14 protein-coding genes are annotated in these 16,604 nt (G+C 56.9%); 9 read left to right on the forward strand and 5 right to left on the reverse strand.

Annotated features, from left to right (window positions below; genetic code table 11):
• Positions 1 to 126: 126 nt before the first annotated feature.
• Positions 127 to 1,053, reverse strand: a complete 927-nt coding sequence (locus G6L28_RS13995) for a LysR family transcriptional regulator (RefSeq protein WP_174064442.1) — start codon at positions 1,051 to 1,053, stop codon at positions 127 to 129.
• Positions 1,054 to 1,176: 123 nt separating this feature from the next.
• Here G6L28_RS13995 and G6L28_RS14000 point away from each other — a divergent pair, with 123 nt between their 5' ends.
• The 9 genes from G6L28_RS14000 to G6L28_RS14040 all read left to right on the forward strand — a co-directional run bounded on the left by G6L28_RS14000 (position 1,177) and on the right by G6L28_RS14040 (position 12,108).
• Positions 1,177 to 2,097 carry an ABC transporter permease gene (locus G6L28_RS14000; RefSeq protein WP_174064443.1) on the forward strand — a complete coding sequence of 307 codons (921 nt, stop codon included), beginning with the start codon at positions 1,177 to 1,179 and terminating at the stop codon, positions 2,095 to 2,097.
• Between the two features lie 10 nt (positions 2,098 to 2,107).
• Positions 2,108 to 2,944, forward strand: coding sequence for an ABC transporter permease (locus G6L28_RS14005; RefSeq protein ID WP_174064444.1), 837 nt, complete (start codon positions 2,108 to 2,110; stop codon positions 2,942 to 2,944).
• Between the two features lie 31 nt (positions 2,945 to 2,975).
• Positions 2,976 to 4,553 carry an ABC transporter substrate-binding protein gene (locus G6L28_RS14010; protein WP_174064445.1) on the forward strand — a complete coding sequence of 526 codons (1,578 nt, stop codon included), beginning with the start codon at positions 2,976 to 2,978 and terminating at the stop codon, positions 4,551 to 4,553.
• An 8-nt stretch (positions 4,554 to 4,561) separates the two neighbouring features.
• On the forward strand, positions 4,562 to 5,377 hold the full coding sequence (locus G6L28_RS14015) for a creatininase family protein (RefSeq protein WP_234902574.1): 816 nt from the start codon (positions 4,562 to 4,564) through the stop codon (positions 5,375 to 5,377).
• Positions 5,378 to 5,379: 2 nt separating this feature from the next.
• Positions 5,380 to 7,017: an ABC transporter ATP-binding protein gene (locus G6L28_RS14020; protein WP_174064446.1), complete on the forward strand. Its 1,638-nt coding sequence runs from the start codon at positions 5,380 to 5,382 to the stop codon at positions 7,015 to 7,017.
• The gene (locus G6L28_RS14025; protein ID WP_174064447.1) at positions 7,014 to 7,691 is read left to right on the forward strand and encodes an RraA family protein; all 678 of its coding nucleotides are present in this window, start codon (positions 7,014 to 7,016) and stop codon (positions 7,689 to 7,691) included. Before G6L28_RS14020 ends, G6L28_RS14025 begins: the two co-directional genes overlap by 4 nt.
• Positions 7,691 to 9,238 (forward strand): gamma-glutamyltransferase, encoded by a 1,548-nt coding sequence (locus tag G6L28_RS14030; protein WP_174064448.1) that lies wholly within the window; start codon positions 7,691 to 7,693, stop codon positions 9,236 to 9,238. The genes G6L28_RS14025 and G6L28_RS14030 overlap by 1 nt, the downstream gene beginning before the upstream one ends.
• An 11-nt stretch (positions 9,239 to 9,249) precedes the next feature.
• Entirely contained in the window at positions 9,250 to 10,119 is an 870-nt protein-coding gene (locus G6L28_RS14035) for an N-formylglutamate amidohydrolase (RefSeq protein WP_174064449.1), read from the forward strand.
• A 609-nt stretch (positions 10,120 to 10,728) separates the two neighbouring features.
• A complete protein-coding gene (locus G6L28_RS14040) occupies positions 10,729 to 12,108 on the forward strand; it encodes an enoyl ACP reductase FabMG family protein (protein WP_174064450.1) in 1,380 nt (459 codons plus the stop codon).
• Between the two features lie 303 nt (positions 12,109 to 12,411).
• Here the strand turns inward: G6L28_RS14040 and hydA are convergent, their stop codons facing one another.
• Genes hydA through G6L28_RS14060 form a run of 4 tightly spaced genes read right to left on the reverse strand, consistent with a single transcriptional unit; the run spans position 12,412 to position 16,582 of the window.
• Positions 12,412 to 13,836, reverse strand: a complete 1,425-nt coding sequence (hydA, locus tag G6L28_RS14045) for a dihydropyrimidinase (RefSeq protein ID WP_174064451.1) — start codon at positions 13,834 to 13,836, stop codon at positions 12,412 to 12,414.
• Between the two features lie 30 nt (positions 13,837 to 13,866).
• Positions 13,867 to 15,132, reverse strand: coding sequence for a cysteine desulfurase-like protein (locus tag G6L28_RS14050; RefSeq protein ID WP_174064452.1), 1,266 nt, complete (start codon positions 15,130 to 15,132; stop codon positions 13,867 to 13,869).
• A gap of 29 nt (positions 15,133 to 15,161) precedes the next feature.
• Positions 15,162 to 15,911, reverse strand: a complete 750-nt coding sequence (locus tag G6L28_RS14055) for an amino acid ABC transporter ATP-binding protein (RefSeq protein ID WP_174064453.1) — start codon at positions 15,909 to 15,911, stop codon at positions 15,162 to 15,164.
• A complete protein-coding gene (locus G6L28_RS14060) occupies positions 15,911 to 16,582 on the reverse strand; it encodes an amino acid ABC transporter permease (protein ID WP_174064454.1) in 672 nt (223 codons plus the stop codon). The genes G6L28_RS14055 and G6L28_RS14060 overlap by 1 nt, the downstream gene beginning before the upstream one ends.
• Between the last annotated feature and the right edge of the window lie 22 nt (positions 16,583 to 16,604).

The raw sequence follows: 16,604 nt of genomic DNA on the forward strand, positions 1-16,604 counted from the left end.
ACGACCTCGAACCAGACGATCACATTTAAAGCAACACTGTCAGGTGGGATATCGCCGTCGAGAACAGTGACATTTAGAGACCTCGAGACGGCGCTTGGCATAGGAACGATTGCCGGTACGGTGGCATTATGCGATATCCGGAGGCAGAAGACGATTTCGTCCAGAAAATTGCCGCCGGGAAAACTCTACGAAATCCAGAACGGCCTTTGATTTTTCATTAGCCTGCCATCCCACAACAAGTTCCACCTCGTCCGGTATCTCGATAAGCGCGCGGTATATGAGATGTGGGCTGATATTATGGGCGAGCCATGATGGCGCGATTGCAATGCCCACACCCGCCGCAACAAGTGTGGCTATCGCAAGTGTGTGCGACACTTCCTGAACCACCATGGGGTAGATCCCCGCGAGCCGGAAAGCATCCATGATGACGTGGTGATAACTTGCGCCAACCGTTGGCGCGTAGGTGATGATAGGTTCACCGGCAAAGTCCTTGACGCTGATCACCTCCTGCCTGGCTAGGCGGTGGTCCTTGTGTAGCACCGCTACGAACCCTTCTTTCAGCAAATGCTCGGTTTTTAAGAAGCCCGCAGGATTGGTGGGGCGGATGAAGGCGACTTGCACCTTGCCGTTCTGCAGCATCTCCAGTTGGCTGGCGGTGCCAAGCAGCTGCACATCGACCTGGATATTCGGATACTTCTTGTGGAACTCGGCAATGACGCCGGGCAGCACGTGCGACAGGGCAACGTGAACGCCGCTCACGTAAATCTTTCCACTATCATCGCCAGAAATAGAACGGGTGTGCGTGACCGCTCTGTCGATGCCACCTAGTATTTCCATGGCATGACGTAGGAAAATCTCTCCCGCCGGTGTCAGTTTCACGCTGCGTGTGGTGCGCGATAGAAGACGCGTTCCGATACGTTCCTCAAGTTGACGAATCTGCTGGCTGAGAGGCGCCTGCGCCATGCCAAGCCTGTCTGCCGCGCGGCTGAAATGCAGCTCCTCCGCAACGCAGGCAAAATAGTGAAGGTGACGAAACTCTATGCCGTATTTCATATTCTATAGATATCAATGCCCGGCTTATTTTGTAATAGATAATGATTTATTTCCATGATTATCTGAAAAAACAAATGAAATAACGGGAATAGCTGAAACATCAATTCCAGAAAACGGAGCCCCATGACGCGCTTCTGGTTGCTGAAAATACTGCGCACAGCTTTGACGCTGTGGTTCGTCGTGACCTTTACATTCGTTGTTTTGAGAACGTCCGGAGATCCGGTCGTGGCCCTAGTCGGAGCCGATGCAACGCCTGATGAAATCGAACAGTTTCGCGCGCTCTGGCGGCTCGATGATTCGCTCTGGGTCCAATATTTTCGCTACATCGGACAGATGGCGACGGGCCAGTTCGGCATTTCCTACCGCGACGGTCGGGAGGTTATCGACATCATTGCGGAGCGTGTGCCATCGACGATCATGCTTGGGCTGTTTGCCTATGCTGGCGCCATCCTCATCGGCATTCCGGCAGGTATCATCGCTGCCATCAAGCGTGGCTCGCCCTTCGATAATCTGATCATGGCCACTGCCGTATTCGGTTTTGCCATACCAAACTTCTTCCTCGGCATCCTTCTCATTCTGTTGTTTTCGCTTGGTCTGCAATGGCTTCCCAGTTCGGGGACAGGGACGATATGGCATGTTCTCATGCCAGCACTGACGCTTGCGACATTTACGGCCGGAACGCTTGCCCGCTTTACGCGCTCGGCCATGCTGGAAGTGCTGGACAAGCTCTATATCCGCGCCGCAGCCGCGAAAGGCGTCAGTTACTGGAAACGTATCGTGTTCCATGCGCTTCCCAATGCGGGCATCCCGATCATTACCATCATCGGCCTTAACCTGGGCGAACTCATTGGCGGTGCGATTGTGGTGGAGACCGTGTTTGCCTGGCCCGGTGTTGGCAGATTGCTCGTGACAGCCGTGTCGTCTCGCGACCTTGCGGTCGTGCAAGCGCTGGTTCTCATCATGGCGGTTACCATGGTCATGGCCAACCTCATCGTGGACCTGCTTTATGGTTTGCTTGACCCGCGCATCCGCGTCTCGAACTAGGACGATCACGATGAAGCGCCGCTCTCCTATTCTCATTTTCGCTGTAATCGTGCTCGCACTGGCGGTGTTTATCGCGGTCGTCGGAAATATCTTCACGTCCCATGGCGTCACGCAACAAAACCTGCTTGCGCGCCTGAAGCCTCCGGCCTTCCTCGGCGGCAACCCGGATTTCCCGCTCGGAACAGATCGCATCGGTCGCGATATGGTCGCACGCGTCATCGCCGGTTTGCAGATGTCGCTTTCGGTCGCCATAGCGGGCACTATTATCGGCGCCGTTTTCGGCTCTCTCATCGGCTTCATTGCCGCACATTTCCGCGGATGGGTGGATGAGGTGCTGATGATGCTGGTGGATTTCCAGGCATCGCTACCGTTCATCCTGATTACGCTGACGCTTCTGGCATTCTTCGGCAATAGCCTCACTTTGTTCATTCTGCTGATGGGTCTGTTCGGATGGGAAAAATATGCCCGTCTTTCCAGAGGTGTCGTGCTCTCGGCGGTCAACCAGCCCTATGCTAAGGCCATCGTCGCACTGGGCGCTGGCAATAGCAGGCTCTATGTGCGGCATGTGCTGCCCAATGTCGCGAGTGCCTTGATCGTTCAGGTAACGCTGACATTTCCGCAAATCATTCTGCTTGAGACGTCGCTGAGCTTTCTCGGCCTCGGCATCCAGGCTCCGCAGACGAGCCTCGGCCAGATCCTTGGCGATGGTCGCGACTATCTCTCGACGGCATGGTGGATTTCCGTTGTGCCGGGCACGGTGATTTTCCTCGTAACACTCTCGATGAGCATCGTCGGCGACTGGCTGCGTGACCGGCTGGACCCGATGCTGCAGGGACGAAACGCATAAATAAATAAAACAGGATCAAGGAAGGTGGAACATGTTTACCAGGCGTGAAGTTGGAAGTCTCCTGCTCGCAGCAGGCGCAGTCACATTGGCAGGCCGGGTGCCGTTGGCGCAGGCCCAGCAAAGGCCTACACTCAACATCGCCGTCGATAATCTGTGGGCGACGATGGCCCCGATCAACGGCATCTCCACTACATCCCGCCGTATTTTCCCGAATTTCTACGACACGCTGGTCGAGCGGGATTATATCAATGACGAGAATGGTTTGATCTTTGCGCCCAAGCTGGCAACCAAGTGGGAGCAGAAGGGCAATATCTGGACGTTCACCCTTCGCGAGGGCGTGAAATTCCACGATGGCAGCGAAATGACCGCTGAAGATGCGGTCTTCACCTTGTCGCCAGAGCGTCTATGGGGCGAGAAGCCGTTCGAACCGCGCGGCAAGACATTTACGGCGGGTTTCAAGCGGGTCGAAGCAACTGGAAAATATACTTTCGAGATCGAGACCGCCGCACCCGACCCGAATATTCCAGCCAAGTTGACCGGCTATATCGGCTTCGTCGTGCCGAAGAAATACTATCTGGAAGTGGGCGTCGATGCCTTCGGCCAGAAGCCCGTCGGTACAGGGCCTTACAAGGTCACAACCTTCCGCTCGGGCGAAATCATGGTTCTCGATGCGTTCGATGAATATTGGGCGGGGCCTCCTCCGGCCCAGAAGGTCAACTGGAAGATCATTCCAGAATTTGCGGCACGCATGGCCGGTCTGGTTTCGAAGGAGTTTGACTTCATCGTCAATATTCCGACCGATCAGGAAGCATCGCTGGAAAGCTATGATGGTGTGACGCTGAAGCGTGTGCTGGCGGATAATTACCCTGCGATTGCGTTCAACACGCGGCCAGACCCTGTCGATAATCCGCTGGTCGATCCGAACCTGCGTTATGCGATGGTTCAGGCAATCGATATGAACGCCATCGTTCAGGCGCTGTTCAACGGGACCACCGAACATCCAGCCGTGCCATTCAACTTCAAGGAATATGGCAAGTTCTACGATCCGAATCTGCCGGTCAAGCTTCCCTATGATGTCGAAGCCGCCAAGGCGCTGGTTGCTAAGACGAAATACAAGGGTGAGACGCTGATCTGGCACATTACACGCCAGTTCTATCCGAACTACGAGGCCGCTGCCGAAATCATGATCGAGCAATGGCGCGAAATCGGCGTCAATGTACAGGCGCAGGTGCTGGATAACTTCGAGCTGGTCTATCGTCGGCCATACCACATGATGAACATGTCCATGAGCTCGGACTTCATTCCGGGCGACCCCTATCAGCCGCTCTGGCTGGATTGGGGTCCGACGGCGTCGCGTTCGACGGCAAGCTGGAAGACCTGGGATCCAACGCCCGAATTCCTTGATCTTGGCAAGAAGTTCGATGCCGCGACGAATTTCGAAGAGCGCAAAGCTGCGTATCTCGCTCTTTCCGATGAGTGGCAGCGCGTCACGCCGGGCTATTACATGTGGAAGAGCGTCTATAACTGTGCCCATCGCTCCGGTATCGAGTTCCGTCTCAAGCCGAACGGCGAAATGCGCATCTACGGCGACTACTTCAAGCTGGTGTGATGAGCAACATGCGCAAGAACGCCCTGAAAGACATGACGTTCGCGGAGTTTCGCGAACGTCTCCCGGAAAAACCCGTGATCCTTCTGCCATTCGGCAGCCAGGAGGAGCAAGGGCCTCACGCCCCCATGGGTGATTTCATGCTGACGGAGGCCATCGCGCTCAAGGTGGCCGAGGCCTCCGGCGCCATCGTGGCACCGACGGTGCCGTTCGGTTATGCGGATTTCTTCAAAACCATTCCCGGCGGCATCCAGTTGCGGCCCGCAACCTTTATGGCTCTTGTGGAGGATATGGTTGCAGCCTTTCTGGATCACGGCATCGATCATATCCTCATCCTCAATGGCCATACGACCAATGCGTCGCTGATTGATCAGGTTGTTCGGCGTGTTCGTGCAGAACGCGGCGTGTCGGTGGCATCGATCAATCTGTGGCAATCGATACCGGACGCCCTGTGGCAGGAACTGCATGGTCCGGCCGTTGCTGCGGCACGCGGACATGGCGGCGAACCGATCACCTCCGTCTATATGCATCTGTTTCCAGAGTTGTTGCGCATGGACCTTGCAAGACCAGCCGGTCGCGCCAAGGCATTCGGGCTTGCCACGGGTGGTGTCAACACCATCCAGTTCGAAGGCATGCCGGTGAATGTGCCGCTCAACTGCCATGAAGTGAATGCCGATGGCATGCTGGGTGGCGATCCTTTGCTCGCAACGGCTGAAAAAGGCGAGCGGATCGTTCAGCATCTCGTCGGCTTTTGCAGCCGGTTCGTGGACCACATGCGCGCCTTCGACATGCGCTCACCGTCTCACCAAACACATAAGGCGATTTGACCATGAGTGACGTAAGGCTGTCGATCGATCACTTGAGCGTTCCCCTGCCGCAGGGTGCAGAGCGCGGCTTTGCAGTCGAGGACCTGTCCCTGACTGTCGCCAAAGGTGAAATCCTCTGTATCGTGGGCGAATCCGGTTCCGGCAAATCCCTGACGGCGCTTGCCACCATGGGACTGCTGCCCAGCAATCTCGGCAAACCAAGCGGACAGGTGATATTCGAGGACAAGAACCTCCTGACGATTGATAACGCGACAAGGCGCAGCATCACCGGGCGCAGTATCGCAATGATTTTTCAAGAGCCGACCGCCGCGCTCAATCCCATCTTCCGCATCGGTGAACAGGTGTCCGAGGCGTTTCGGGTCCATACGTCCCTGTCGAATGCAGAGATCAAGGAACGGGTCATCAAGCTGTTCCAGGAAGTGCAACTGCCCAACCCTGAACAGATATTCCACTCCTATCCCCATCAATTATCCGGTGGCCAGTGCCAACGCGTCATGATTGCCACGGCGCTCGCGCTCGAACCATCCGTGCTGATTGCGGATGAACCCACGACGGCGCTGGATGTGACGACGCAGGCGCAAATCCTCAAGCTGATGCTCGAACTGAGAGAGCGGCACGAAACAGGCATTATTTTCATCACCCACGATTTCGGCGTAGTGGCTGAAATCGCCGACTGCGTGGCGGTGATGCAGAAGGGCAAACTCATCGAGATCGGCTCGCGCGACGAGGTTCTCAATCATCCGCAGCAGGATTACACGAAAAGATTGCTGGCAGCGGTACCGACGCTCACACCTCGCAAGGAACGGGAAGGGCTTGGGACACCCGTCCTCATCGCGAAAAACATCATCAAGACGTTTTCCATATCAGGCGTTTTTGGGTCTGGACGTGTCGTCAAGGCCGTAGACGATGTCGATATCACCATCCGTCGCGGTGAAACGCTGGGGCTTGTCGGGGAATCCGGATCGGGAAAATCTACGCTGGCGCAATGCGTCATTCGGCTTGTCCAGCCTGAAAGCGGCGATATAGTCATTTCGGATGGCGACTTTTCGGGCCTGCGCGGCAAAGCTTTGCGTGAAGCCCGGCGCAAGGTCCAGATCGTCTTTCAAGACCCCTATACGGCGCTCGATCCGCGTCAGCGTATCGGGGATGCCATTGCTGAGGGGCCTATCGTCCATGGTCTGGACAGAAAGGCCGCCATGCAGCGTGCGCTCGATCTGCTTGAGGCATGCGGTCTGGATCGCGCTTCGGCAACCCGCTTTCCCCATGAATTTTCCGGCGGGCAGAGACAACGTATCTGCATTGCCCGCGCGCTTGCCGTCGAGCCGGAACTGCTGATTGCCGACGAGTCCGTTTCCGCTCTCGATGTCTCGGTGCAGGCACAGGTGCTGGAACTTCTGGCAAAAATGCAGGCGCGGCTTGGTTTCGGCATCCTATTCATCACGCATGATCTGCGGGTTGCGAGCCAGATTTGCGACAACGTCGCCGTCATGCGTCACGGTCGCATCGTTGAGCGGGGTGATCCGGCAACGCTGTTCGTCGCGCCAAAGGATCCCTACACGAGAGAATTGCTTGCCGCGGTTCCGGGCAAGGGCTGGCAACACAAGCCGGAAACCGCCAAAATCGCAGAGGACTTGTCATGAAAAAATACCATATCGGCGCCCAGCCCAAGCAGATCGACCCCGAGCTGATCGCCAAGTTCGAAAGCGTCGAGGTTGCTACCATCGGGCATTTTCGCCACCGTGGTTTCGTCCATCATTCCATCACACCCGTTGTCGATGCGAGGCGCACATTGGTTGGCACCGCCGTGACCGTCGCCATTCCCGCCACGGATTCCACCTTGCTCCACCATGCGGTTTCCGTCATCCGCCCGGGCGACTTTCTCTTCGTAGATCGCCTCGGCGATGACCGGCACGCCTGCATCGGCGGGGGCGTGGCATTTGCCATCAAAACCGCTGGAGCCATCGGTGTCGTCATAGACGGGCCGTGTACGGATGTTGAGGAAATCATCGAGCTGGACATGCCTTTGTGGTCGCGCGGCGTGTCCGGCATCACCACGCGGCTAAATGATCTTGGTGGCTCACTCAATCTTCCCGTTTCCTGCGGCAATGTGCCTGTCATGCCGGGAGATGTGGTGATTGCAGATGCTAGCGGCATCCTCGTCATTCCTGTCGATGAGGCAGAGGAGGTCGTGGAAGAAGCCATGATCCGGCAGGCGCGGGCAGGGCGCAACAAGGGCAAGATCGAGGCTGGCGAGAAGCTTGGCGATCTCTCTGGCGCAAGCCGCATGGTGGCAGCGGCGCTGGAGGCGAAGTGATGGAAAATCCGCAGTTCGATCATCTGCGTGTCGAGCGTAGCACAACGCGAAAGACACCGGGTGTCAGCACAAAAGGGGTCGTCACGTCGCAGCATTTCGTAGCGGCGGAAGCCGGTGCGTCCGTGCTGCGCGCCGGAGGAAATGCCGTCGATGCGGCTGTGACCGCAGCCTTCACCTTGCAGACGGTCGAACCGTGGATGACCAGCCTTGCCGCATGCGGTTACATGCTGGTGGCGCAGCCCGATGGGACGGTCGATACGATCGAATTTACCGGGAGGGTGCCATCCTCTTTCGATGCTGATTTTTACCGGCCTGACCCCACCATCAAGACATTCATCGGCCATCCCGCCTCGGTGGAAAACCGCAATGTGGATGGGTTCACGGCTGCGGTCGTGCCCGGCTGCGTGCGTGGTTTTGCAGAGGCGCTGAAGCGCTATGGCACGATCGGTTTCGATGCGGCACTCGCACCGGCCATCGAACGTGCCCGAAAAGGTCTCGTCGTTGACTGGCACACAACACTCGCCATCGCCATTGCAGCATCCGGTCTTGCCAAGGATGAAGGCGCGCGCAGCGTGTTCATGCCGGACGGTTATCCGCCGGAACCTGGCACCGTTCTGTCGTTGACGGCACTGGCCGAAACATTGGAGCAACTGGCGAAGGATGGTCCGGACGCGCTTTATGGCGGCGCCATCGGCCAGAAGCTGATTGCAGATTTGCAAGCGGGCGGCAGCTTCATGACGCTTGACGATCTCGCGGCTTACGAAGCGCGGCTTTACCCGGCAAGAAGCATGACCTTGCAAGACAAGACGATCCATGTTGCAGGAGAGACGAGTGCCGGGCAACGCCTGTTCGATGCTCTGGCCTTCTTCGACAAGACCCGTGGTATTGGCCCGGTGGATGCCGGGTTCTTTACCGCCATGTCTCAGGCGCTTTGGGAATCCTTTGGCGCTCACCGTCGCAGGCTCAACCCGGCAGAAACCACCAACAAGACTAGCACGACGCAGGTCAATGCCGTGGATAGCGAGGGGCGGATGGTAGCTATTACCTTCACCTTGCTGAACCGGTTCGGTGCACGGGCTTTGTCCTCCTCAACCGGCATTCTGCTGAACAACGGCATGTCCTGGTTCGATCCGACCCCCGGTCGCGCCAACTCCCTGACGCCCAATGCCTACGCGCCGAGCAATATGTGCCCCGTTGTTCTCACCGATTCCGGCGGCACATTCGCGGCCTATGGAGCCGCCGGCGGCAACCAGATCGTGCCATCGCTTGCGCAACTGACAGGTATGGTCGTGCATGCCGAAATGGACATCGAAGATGCGATGAATACCCCGCGCATGACGACGGGTCCCCACGCCGATATCATCGTCAATGTCGATATGCCTGCTGACTACATCGCCGCGCTATCGCAGATCGCCAAGGTCAAAGCCGCAGCACAGGTGGTTTTCCCACGACCTTTCGCGGCACCGGGCATGGTTGGCCGTCGTGGCGAAAGCTTTATCGGCATGGCGGACACCACCTATCCTGCGGCTTACGCTGCCCCTGCATGAATGGAATATGCATGAATGATTTTTCGATCTCGCCTCTCGATATCGAGGGTGTTCTGTCCATCCTGCCGCCAAGCGCGCCGTCCATTCCCATGGTGTTCGACTCGCCCCATAGTGGCCTGATGATTCCAACGGATTTCGAGCGGGTCGTTTCCGACGAACTGGTTCTGGTGGCGTCCGATACCTATGTCGATGATCTGTTCGGCTTTGCCCCTGCCATCGGCGCCCCCATGCTTCTGGCTCACTTCCCGCGAAGCTTTCTCGATCTCAACCGCTCACTGCAAGACGTCGATCTGGAGCTTGTCGAGGGACGATGGCCGCATGCGTTGCGAGACAGCGCCTCGGCGCGTCGCGGCATGGGCCTTACCTGGCGTTTCGCCTGGGGAGACCAGCCCATGTATGGCCGGAAATTGACCGTCAGCGAACTTGAAAAGCGCATCGACACCTACTGGCGTCCCTATCATCATCACTTGGTCCAGTTGCTGGATGAGACTTATGATGCTTTCGGGCGCGTCTATCATGTCAACTGCCACTCCATGCCAGCCATAGGCCACGCCCTGTCGCCCGACCCGGCAGGAACCGTGCGAAAAGACATCGTTGTCGGGGATTATGACGGGATGAGCAGCGAACCGGAATTCGTGCATCTGGTCATCAGGACGCTGGAAAGTTTCGGCTATTCCGTGTCTCTCAACGTGCCGTTTCGCGGTGCCGAACTCGTTTCCGCATATAACGCACCAGAGAAAAACCGTCACAGCATCCAGATTGAGCTTAACCGCAACCTTTATATGGATGAGGTGACCCGAGAGAAGACCGCCGGTTATGAAGAGCTGAAAGGAAACCTCTCCAAACTTGGGACAGTCCTTCGAGCTTATGTAGCAACTTGAGCGTTTGTCTCGAATCGATCTGGTTTGAACGACGTGTTCAATGTTCGTGTTTTTGTGCCAACTGATGCACTTGCGTGGGCGTCGGCGGTTCGCCTCCTATCAAGGTGAGGGCGACCGCAAAATTCGTTCTCGAACCAAGCCATCTTGTTTCTTCTGAGTAAATTTTTCCAAACGGCGTCATCCGGGACGGGGAAGAACAGATAGGGGGCAAGCTTATGGCTCAGTTCAGGCTCGCCGTTACCCGTCGCGACACGTTTTGTCGAAGACAGAACGACCGAGCGTTCTTTAGGTTTGCAACACCCGTTGGCGTCAAGCGGGAAGATCGCAGCCTCCCCATTCCGTATCATTTAAGTTCTGGCGGATGATGGAATGAATTGCTGCACTTTTGCCGATGCGGTGCGGGGAGCTTTCGAGGCCGTGTTCGGCATTCCTTTCTTCGCCGCCTTTAATACGCGTTTGGACGCCAGAAACACACGCAGCCAGAGGTGACTTCACGTTTTGAAATGAACGGTCACCGAAAATGAGTTCCCATTCTGTGCAAATGCGGTCATGTCTCTCTGAAAGTTCGTATGAGCCGCCGCTTTACGAAACACGAATCAAGAGCTGAGCATGGAAAATCTGGTTTCATTAAATCGTCTCTCTCAGAATACGGTTTTCCGTAAAGGCGATGTTTTTGTCCTTTTCGGCGAACTGTTCGGTCGCGGATACGCGACCGGCTTGCTCGATGAGGCGAAGCGCGCCGGGATGGAGATTGTTGGGATCACGGTCGGCAGGCGCGATGAGAATAACGCACTGCGCCCCCTCAATGCAGAGGAACTGTCTGCGGCGGAGGCCCAATTGGGCGGCAGGATCATCAACATACCTCTTATGGCGGGCTTCGATCTCGATGCGCCCGTCGACGGCCCGACTCCAACCGATCTCCTGGCCAAGATGACACTTGAGAGCTGGGAAGAAGACAAGCTGGATTGGGGCTATATCGAGCAATGCCGTGAGGTAGCCACTGCGCGTTTCACCGACTCGCTTTCAAAGGTCATGACCGTTCTGGATGGAATGATCGCTGAAGGACGCAACGTTTTCTTCGCACACACGATGGCTGGAGGCATACCGAAAGCGAAGGTGTTCCTCGTCGTTGCCAATCGAATCTATAAGGGTACCGGGACCCGTCACATGTCATCGCAGAGGCTGGTAGACAGCGACCTGGGAAAACTCATTCTTGCGAATTTCGACGAGGTCTCTGCAAACACTTTTCGCCATCTCATCGATTTCAGCGCGGCTATCCGCGATCGCGTGGAAGCTTCGGGCGGCCAGGTGCGATATACTGCATATGGTTACCATGGATCAGCGGTTCTCATCGACGGACGCTATCGTTGGCAGACCTACACCAATTACACCCAGGGTTACGCGAAGATGCGGCTCGAAGGCATTGCGCAGGAAGCTTGGGCGAAAGGCATCAAGGCTACTGTCTATAATTGTCCTGAAATTCGGACCAATTCCTCAGATGTGTTCACGGGTATCGAACTGCCCTTGATACCGCTACTGCTTGCGTTGAAGAAAGAAAACGGCGGGCAATGGGCCGACAAGCAGTGGCAGGCCTGCGAGCAGCTTCTGGCCGACGGCTTAACCATGGATGATGTTCTCAAGAAGATCACCGAGATGCAGGCAAGCGAGGTCATGCGTCCGTTTTACGACTTTTCGGCATGGCCCATGGCAAACAGTCAAGCACAGGCAGATTTGACCATCGGCACGTCCAATGAAATCACTCGGATGCATCGGGACAGCAAGGTGATGATCAGCGACGTCCTGAGCGGTCTCATTGTGAAGGCAACCGGTCAACTGATTTTCGGCGAATCGTCCGAACCCTCCGGTCCAGTGCTCTGGCTCAACCACGACATCGTGGCTCAGCGACTTAACGCTTCCCACTCATGTTCTACTGCGCCAGCGCCAGTTATGGCGCATGGATCAGATCCCTCACACCTTGCGGTGGCGTGAAGGCTATGAGTGAAATTGGACGGCGGGAGTTTCATCTCTGAAGCGATAATTTCCCGACAGGGATGCGTCCTGATGACAGCCCTCCCGCTGGGTCAATTCTGTTCAGCAGTCGTGAAAATACTTTAAGTTTTGATCGGCTTGGAATGTTGGCCCCTACCGCGTACGCGCACCTGATCGACTTTTTGATTGTTTCGACACAGGCTCAAGCCGACGAGCGTTCGCTGCCATTGGCGCAACCTCTATCTGTCCCGTTCAAGGCTGCAAATATTCGAAGCGGTGGATGGGCTAGCCCGTTGCCTGGCGTCAGCTCAATGCTTCCGAACGCTGCTTCGTAAGCGATGATCGTTGGCGCGGCAGATAGTTTCCATGTGGGGTCGGCCCAGCAAAATCTCCGTCCTCCACGATGGTCTTGCCGCGCAGTAACAGGCGCACAGGCCAGCCCCTGATGTCGAGACCTTCATACGGTGTGTAATCAGCACCATGGTGCAGCATGTCGTTCGTGAGAGTGACGCTCTTGGTCGGGTCCCACAATGCAATATCGGCATCCGCGCCGACGGCGATTGTGCCCTTGCGAGGGTACAGCCCATAGAGCTTGGCGTGGTTGGTCGAGGTGACAGCAACGAACTGGTTGATATCGATCCTGCCCTTCATCACGCCCTCCGAAAACAGGATCGGCAGGCGCGTGGCGACACCGGGAATGCCGTTCGGAATCCAGCGGAAATGTCGCTTGCCTTTCTCGTTCAGTTTTCCTTCCGGATCGTCGAAGCGGAAGGGGCAGTGGTCGGACGAAAACAGATCGAAAACGCCCTGTTCCAGACCTTCCCAGCAGGCACCCTGACTGGCCTTGTCGCGTGGTGGCGGTGAGCAGACATATTTGGCGCCTTCCATCTCGCTCTGATCGAGATCGTCGGCGGTCAGCATCAGATATTGCGGGCAGGTTTCACCCGCGATCTTCTGGCCACGCTGTCGGGCTCTGCGAATTTCCTCCATCGCCTCGCGGTTGGAGACATGGACGATGACGATAGGGACGTCCACGATTTCGGCCAGCGATAACGCCCGGTGCGTTGCCTCGCGCTCAGCCGCGATCGGTCGCGTCGTGGCGTGGAATTTCGGCTCGAATTTGCCATCTTCCTCATGGCGACCGATGAGATAGCGAATGGCGTCCTCGTTTTCGCAGTGGACCATAACGAGTGCTCCGGTGCGCCGAGCCGTATCGAGGGTGGCAAGGATTTCGTCGTCGCGCAGCCGCAGACCCTCATAGGTCATGAAGACCTTCAGCGAGGTGTAGCCGTCCTCGACCAGCGCCGGCAGTTCCTGCCCGAGCACTTCCGCCGTCGGGTCCGTAATGACGAGGTGAAAGGACACGTCTACATGGCATTTGCCTTCCGCCTTGGCGTGATACACCTTCAGCGCTTCACGCAGAGACTGACCTTTTTCCTGCATGCAGAATGCCAGAACGGTGCTGTTGCCACCGATGGCGGCCGAGCGGGTGCCGCTGTCGAAATCATCGGCCATGACGATGCCATCCCCGGATGGCTGGTCGAGATGGACGTGGCTGTCGATGCCGCCGGGCAGGACGAACAGGCCGGTGGCATCAATGATCTCGTCCGCATCTGTCAGTTCCGCTGCCAGCGCCGCGATACGACCATCCTTGATCCCGACATCGCTGACAAAGGTATCGCTTGCCGTTACCACGGTTCCGTGCCGGATCACTGTGTCAAAACGCATCTTTCCATGTCCTTCTCATCGTTCATGAGGTCAGCTCGCCTTCGCAAACCCGGCATCGCCTGAGAGGATGCGATCAAGTGCGGCGGTGAAACGGTCAACCTCTTCCAGCGTGTTGTAATGCACCATCGAGACACGCAGCATGCCGCCATGGTCGGTCAGACCAAGATATTCGGCAAGCCGTCTCGAGTGGAAATCACCGAAGCGCATGGCGACATGTTCGCCATCCATCGCCTTGCAAAGATCGCCAGCATCGCGGCCATCGAAGCGGAAGGCGATTGTCGGTACGCGCGTCTCGCCGTGATTGGAGGACTGTCCGACGATCCGGCAATCGTTGCGGGAGCGCAGGTAGCTCAAGAGCCGCTCTGTCAGCAGGTTTTCCTGCGCGGTGATGGCCGAAAACGCTGCTTCTATCTTCTGGCGGACAGTGCCTGTTTCGCCCGACTGCTCGCCGAGTGCCACCAGGTAATCGACGATGCCGCAGGTGGAATAGGCCAGTTCATAGTTCGGGTTGCCGGGCTCCAGCTTACCCGGCACTTTGTCCTTGCCGTAGAAGTAGTGGTAGAGCGTGTCGAGCTCGAGCAGCAGATCGTATTTGCCATACATCAGGGCGTAATGCGGGCCATAGGTCTTGTAGAGGCTGAAGACGTAATAATCGACATCCAATGCCTGCACGTCGACGGCGCGGTGCGGGGCGTAGGCCACGGCATCGACGCAGATCTTTGCCCCGCGCGCATGGACAAAATCGGCGATCTCGCGGATCGGATTGATCGATCCTAGAATGTTGGAGACGTGGGTGACGCAGACCATTTTCGTGCGCTCACTCATCAAGGGTTCAAGATCGGAGAGGTCGAGCTGCAACGTTTCCTTGTTCAATGGCCAGAATTTGAGCGTGATACCTGCATCCTGCAACCGGTCCCAAGGCCCGATATTGGATTCGTGATCGCTGACCGTGACGATGATCTCGTCGCCTGACGACAGTTGGCTCTGCATCGCGCGGGCAAGGTTTTGCAACAATGCCGTTGTGGAGTTGCCGAACACGATTTCTTCCGGTCTCGACGCATTGACCAGATGCATGGCCGCTGTGCGCGCTTCGTAAAGTGCCTTCGCGGCGCTTTGTGAGACCTCATAGGAGCCTCCGATCTGCACGTTTTTCTCGATCAGAAACGTATTGATCCGCTCCAGCGCGCCCTTGAGGATCTGAGATCCGCCCGCATTGTCGAAGAATGTCCAGCCGCGCGACAGCCCTGGAAACTGGCTGCGCACATAATCGAGGTCGAGTTTTGAAGTGGTGGTCATTCCTGGTGTCTCCCGACTGGTATTTTTATTCAATGGTTGAGGACAGCGCGAAGGAAGCCGCGCGTTCTTGGCTCTTTTGGAGTGTCGAAAATCTCTGCCGGTGTGCCGGATTCAACGAGGCGTCCGCCATCCATGAAGATGACGCGATCCGCTACCTGCCGGGCAAAACCCATCTCGTGCGTGACGATGACCATTGTGACGCCGGTGCCCGCCAGTTTGCGCATGACATCAAGCACTTCGCCCACCATCTCAGGATCGAGCGCCGATGTCGGTTCATCGAACAGCAGAACGCGGGGTTCCATCGCCAATGCCCGCGCAATGGCGACGCGCTGCTGCTGACCGCCGGAAAGCTGTCCGGGAAATTTCTCCGCCTGCTCGGAAATGCCGACACGGGCCAAGAGTTCGCGTGCCTTGCGTTCCGCCTCTGCTTCTGGTGTTTTTCGCACCCGCATGGGTGCAATCATCACGTTTCTCAGAACGGTCATATGCGGAAAAAGATTGAAAGATTGAAACACCATACCGACTTCGGCCCGCACTTTGGCAAGCGCTGGGCCGGGTGCAACACGAGTACCATCAACCGTGATGGTGCTGTCAGGCGAAAAGGCTTCTAAATGGTTGATGCAGCGAATGAGCGTCGATTTGCCGGACCCTGATGGGCCGATAACGCAGACGACTTCACCTTCGGCAACATCAAGATCGATACCGTGCAGCACGGTGAAGGTTCCGTAGGCCTTGGTCAGTCTACGTATGGAAATGAGAGGGGCGCTGGTCTCGTCCATTATCGTTTCCCCCGGCTGAAGTGCTTTTCAAGACGCGCGACCACGGCAACCATCGGCCAGAGCAGGGCGATGTAGATGAGTGCTGCACCAATGAGGGGTGTCGGGTTTGCATTGAGGGCCTGTGCTTGCGTTGCCTGTTTCAACAAGTCCGGCATGGCAACCACCGAGGCAAGGGCGGTATCTTTCATGACGTTGATACAATTGTTGGTCAGCGGTGGAATAACGATGCGAATGGCCTGCGGCAGAATGATATCGACCATGGTGTTGCGGTTGGAGAGGCCAAGGGCAGCAGATGCCTCGAACTGCCCATGCGGAACCGCTTCGATGCCTGCACGGAAGATTTCGGCGGTATAGGCGGCAGAGACCAGCGACAGCGCAGTGACCGCAGACAGGAATGGCGACAAGCGGATCCCGACAAACGGCAGCGCGTAGTAAACGACGATCAACAGCACGAGCAGCGGTATCGACCGGAAGATATCGATGTAACCGCGGATCAACAGTTTGAAGAATGCCGGTGCATACAGGCGCGCCACCGCCAGAAACAAGCCACCAATCAGGCCGCAAAGGATGCTGGTGATGCCGATCTGGATGGTGACGGCGAGACCCCACAGCAGCTGAGGAAGGCTGTTGAGGAACACTGAAACATTGAAGAAGGTATTGATGAGGTTCATGCCTAAGTGGCTCCCTTGGCAA

It is taken from the genome of Agrobacterium larrymoorei (assembly GCF_013322225.1).
Classification (GTDB): Bacteria; Pseudomonadota; Alphaproteobacteria; order Rhizobiales; family Rhizobiaceae; genus Agrobacterium; species Agrobacterium larrymoorei_A.

Excerpts from the sequence above, each read along its gene's own strand:
- G6L28_RS13995 (WP_174064442.1), bottom strand. The coding sequence starts at position 1,053 with ATGAAATACGGCATAGAGTTTCGTCACCTTCACTATTTTGCCTGCGTT.
- G6L28_RS14000 (WP_174064443.1), top strand. The coding sequence starts at position 1,177 with ATGACGCGCTTCTGGTTGCTGAAAATACTGCGCACAGCTTTGACGCTG.
- G6L28_RS14005 (WP_174064444.1), top strand. The coding sequence starts at position 2,108 with ATGAAGCGCCGCTCTCCTATTCTCATTTTCGCTGTAATCGTGCTCGCA.
- G6L28_RS14010 (WP_174064445.1), top strand. The coding sequence starts at position 2,976 with ATGTTTACCAGGCGTGAAGTTGGAAGTCTCCTGCTCGCAGCAGGCGCA.
- G6L28_RS14015 (WP_234902574.1), top strand. The coding sequence starts at position 4,562 with ATGCGCAAGAACGCCCTGAAAGACATGACGTTCGCGGAGTTTCGCGAA.
- G6L28_RS14020 (WP_174064446.1), top strand. The coding sequence starts at position 5,380 with ATGAGTGACGTAAGGCTGTCGATCGATCACTTGAGCGTTCCCCTGCCG.
- G6L28_RS14025 (WP_174064447.1), top strand. The coding sequence starts at position 7,014 with ATGAAAAAATACCATATCGGCGCCCAGCCCAAGCAGATCGACCCCGAG.
- G6L28_RS14030 (WP_174064448.1), top strand. The coding sequence starts at position 7,691 with ATGGAAAATCCGCAGTTCGATCATCTGCGTGTCGAGCGTAGCACAACG.
- G6L28_RS14035 (WP_174064449.1), top strand. The coding sequence starts at position 9,250 with ATGAATGATTTTTCGATCTCGCCTCTCGATATCGAGGGTGTTCTGTCC.
- G6L28_RS14040 (WP_174064450.1), top strand. The coding sequence starts at position 10,729 with ATGGAAAATCTGGTTTCATTAAATCGTCTCTCTCAGAATACGGTTTTC.
- hydA (WP_174064451.1), bottom strand. The coding sequence starts at position 13,836 with ATGCGTTTTGACACAGTGATCCGGCACGGAACCGTGGTAACGGCAAGC.
- G6L28_RS14050 (WP_174064452.1), bottom strand. The coding sequence starts at position 15,132 with ATGACCACCACTTCAAAACTCGACCTCGATTATGTGCGCAGCCAGTTT.
- G6L28_RS14055 (WP_174064453.1), bottom strand. The coding sequence starts at position 15,911 with ATGGACGAGACCAGCGCCCCTCTCATTTCCATACGTAGACTGACCAAG.
- G6L28_RS14060 (WP_174064454.1), bottom strand. The coding sequence starts at position 16,582 with ATGAACCTCATCAATACCTTCTTCAATGTTTCAGTGTTCCTCAACAGC.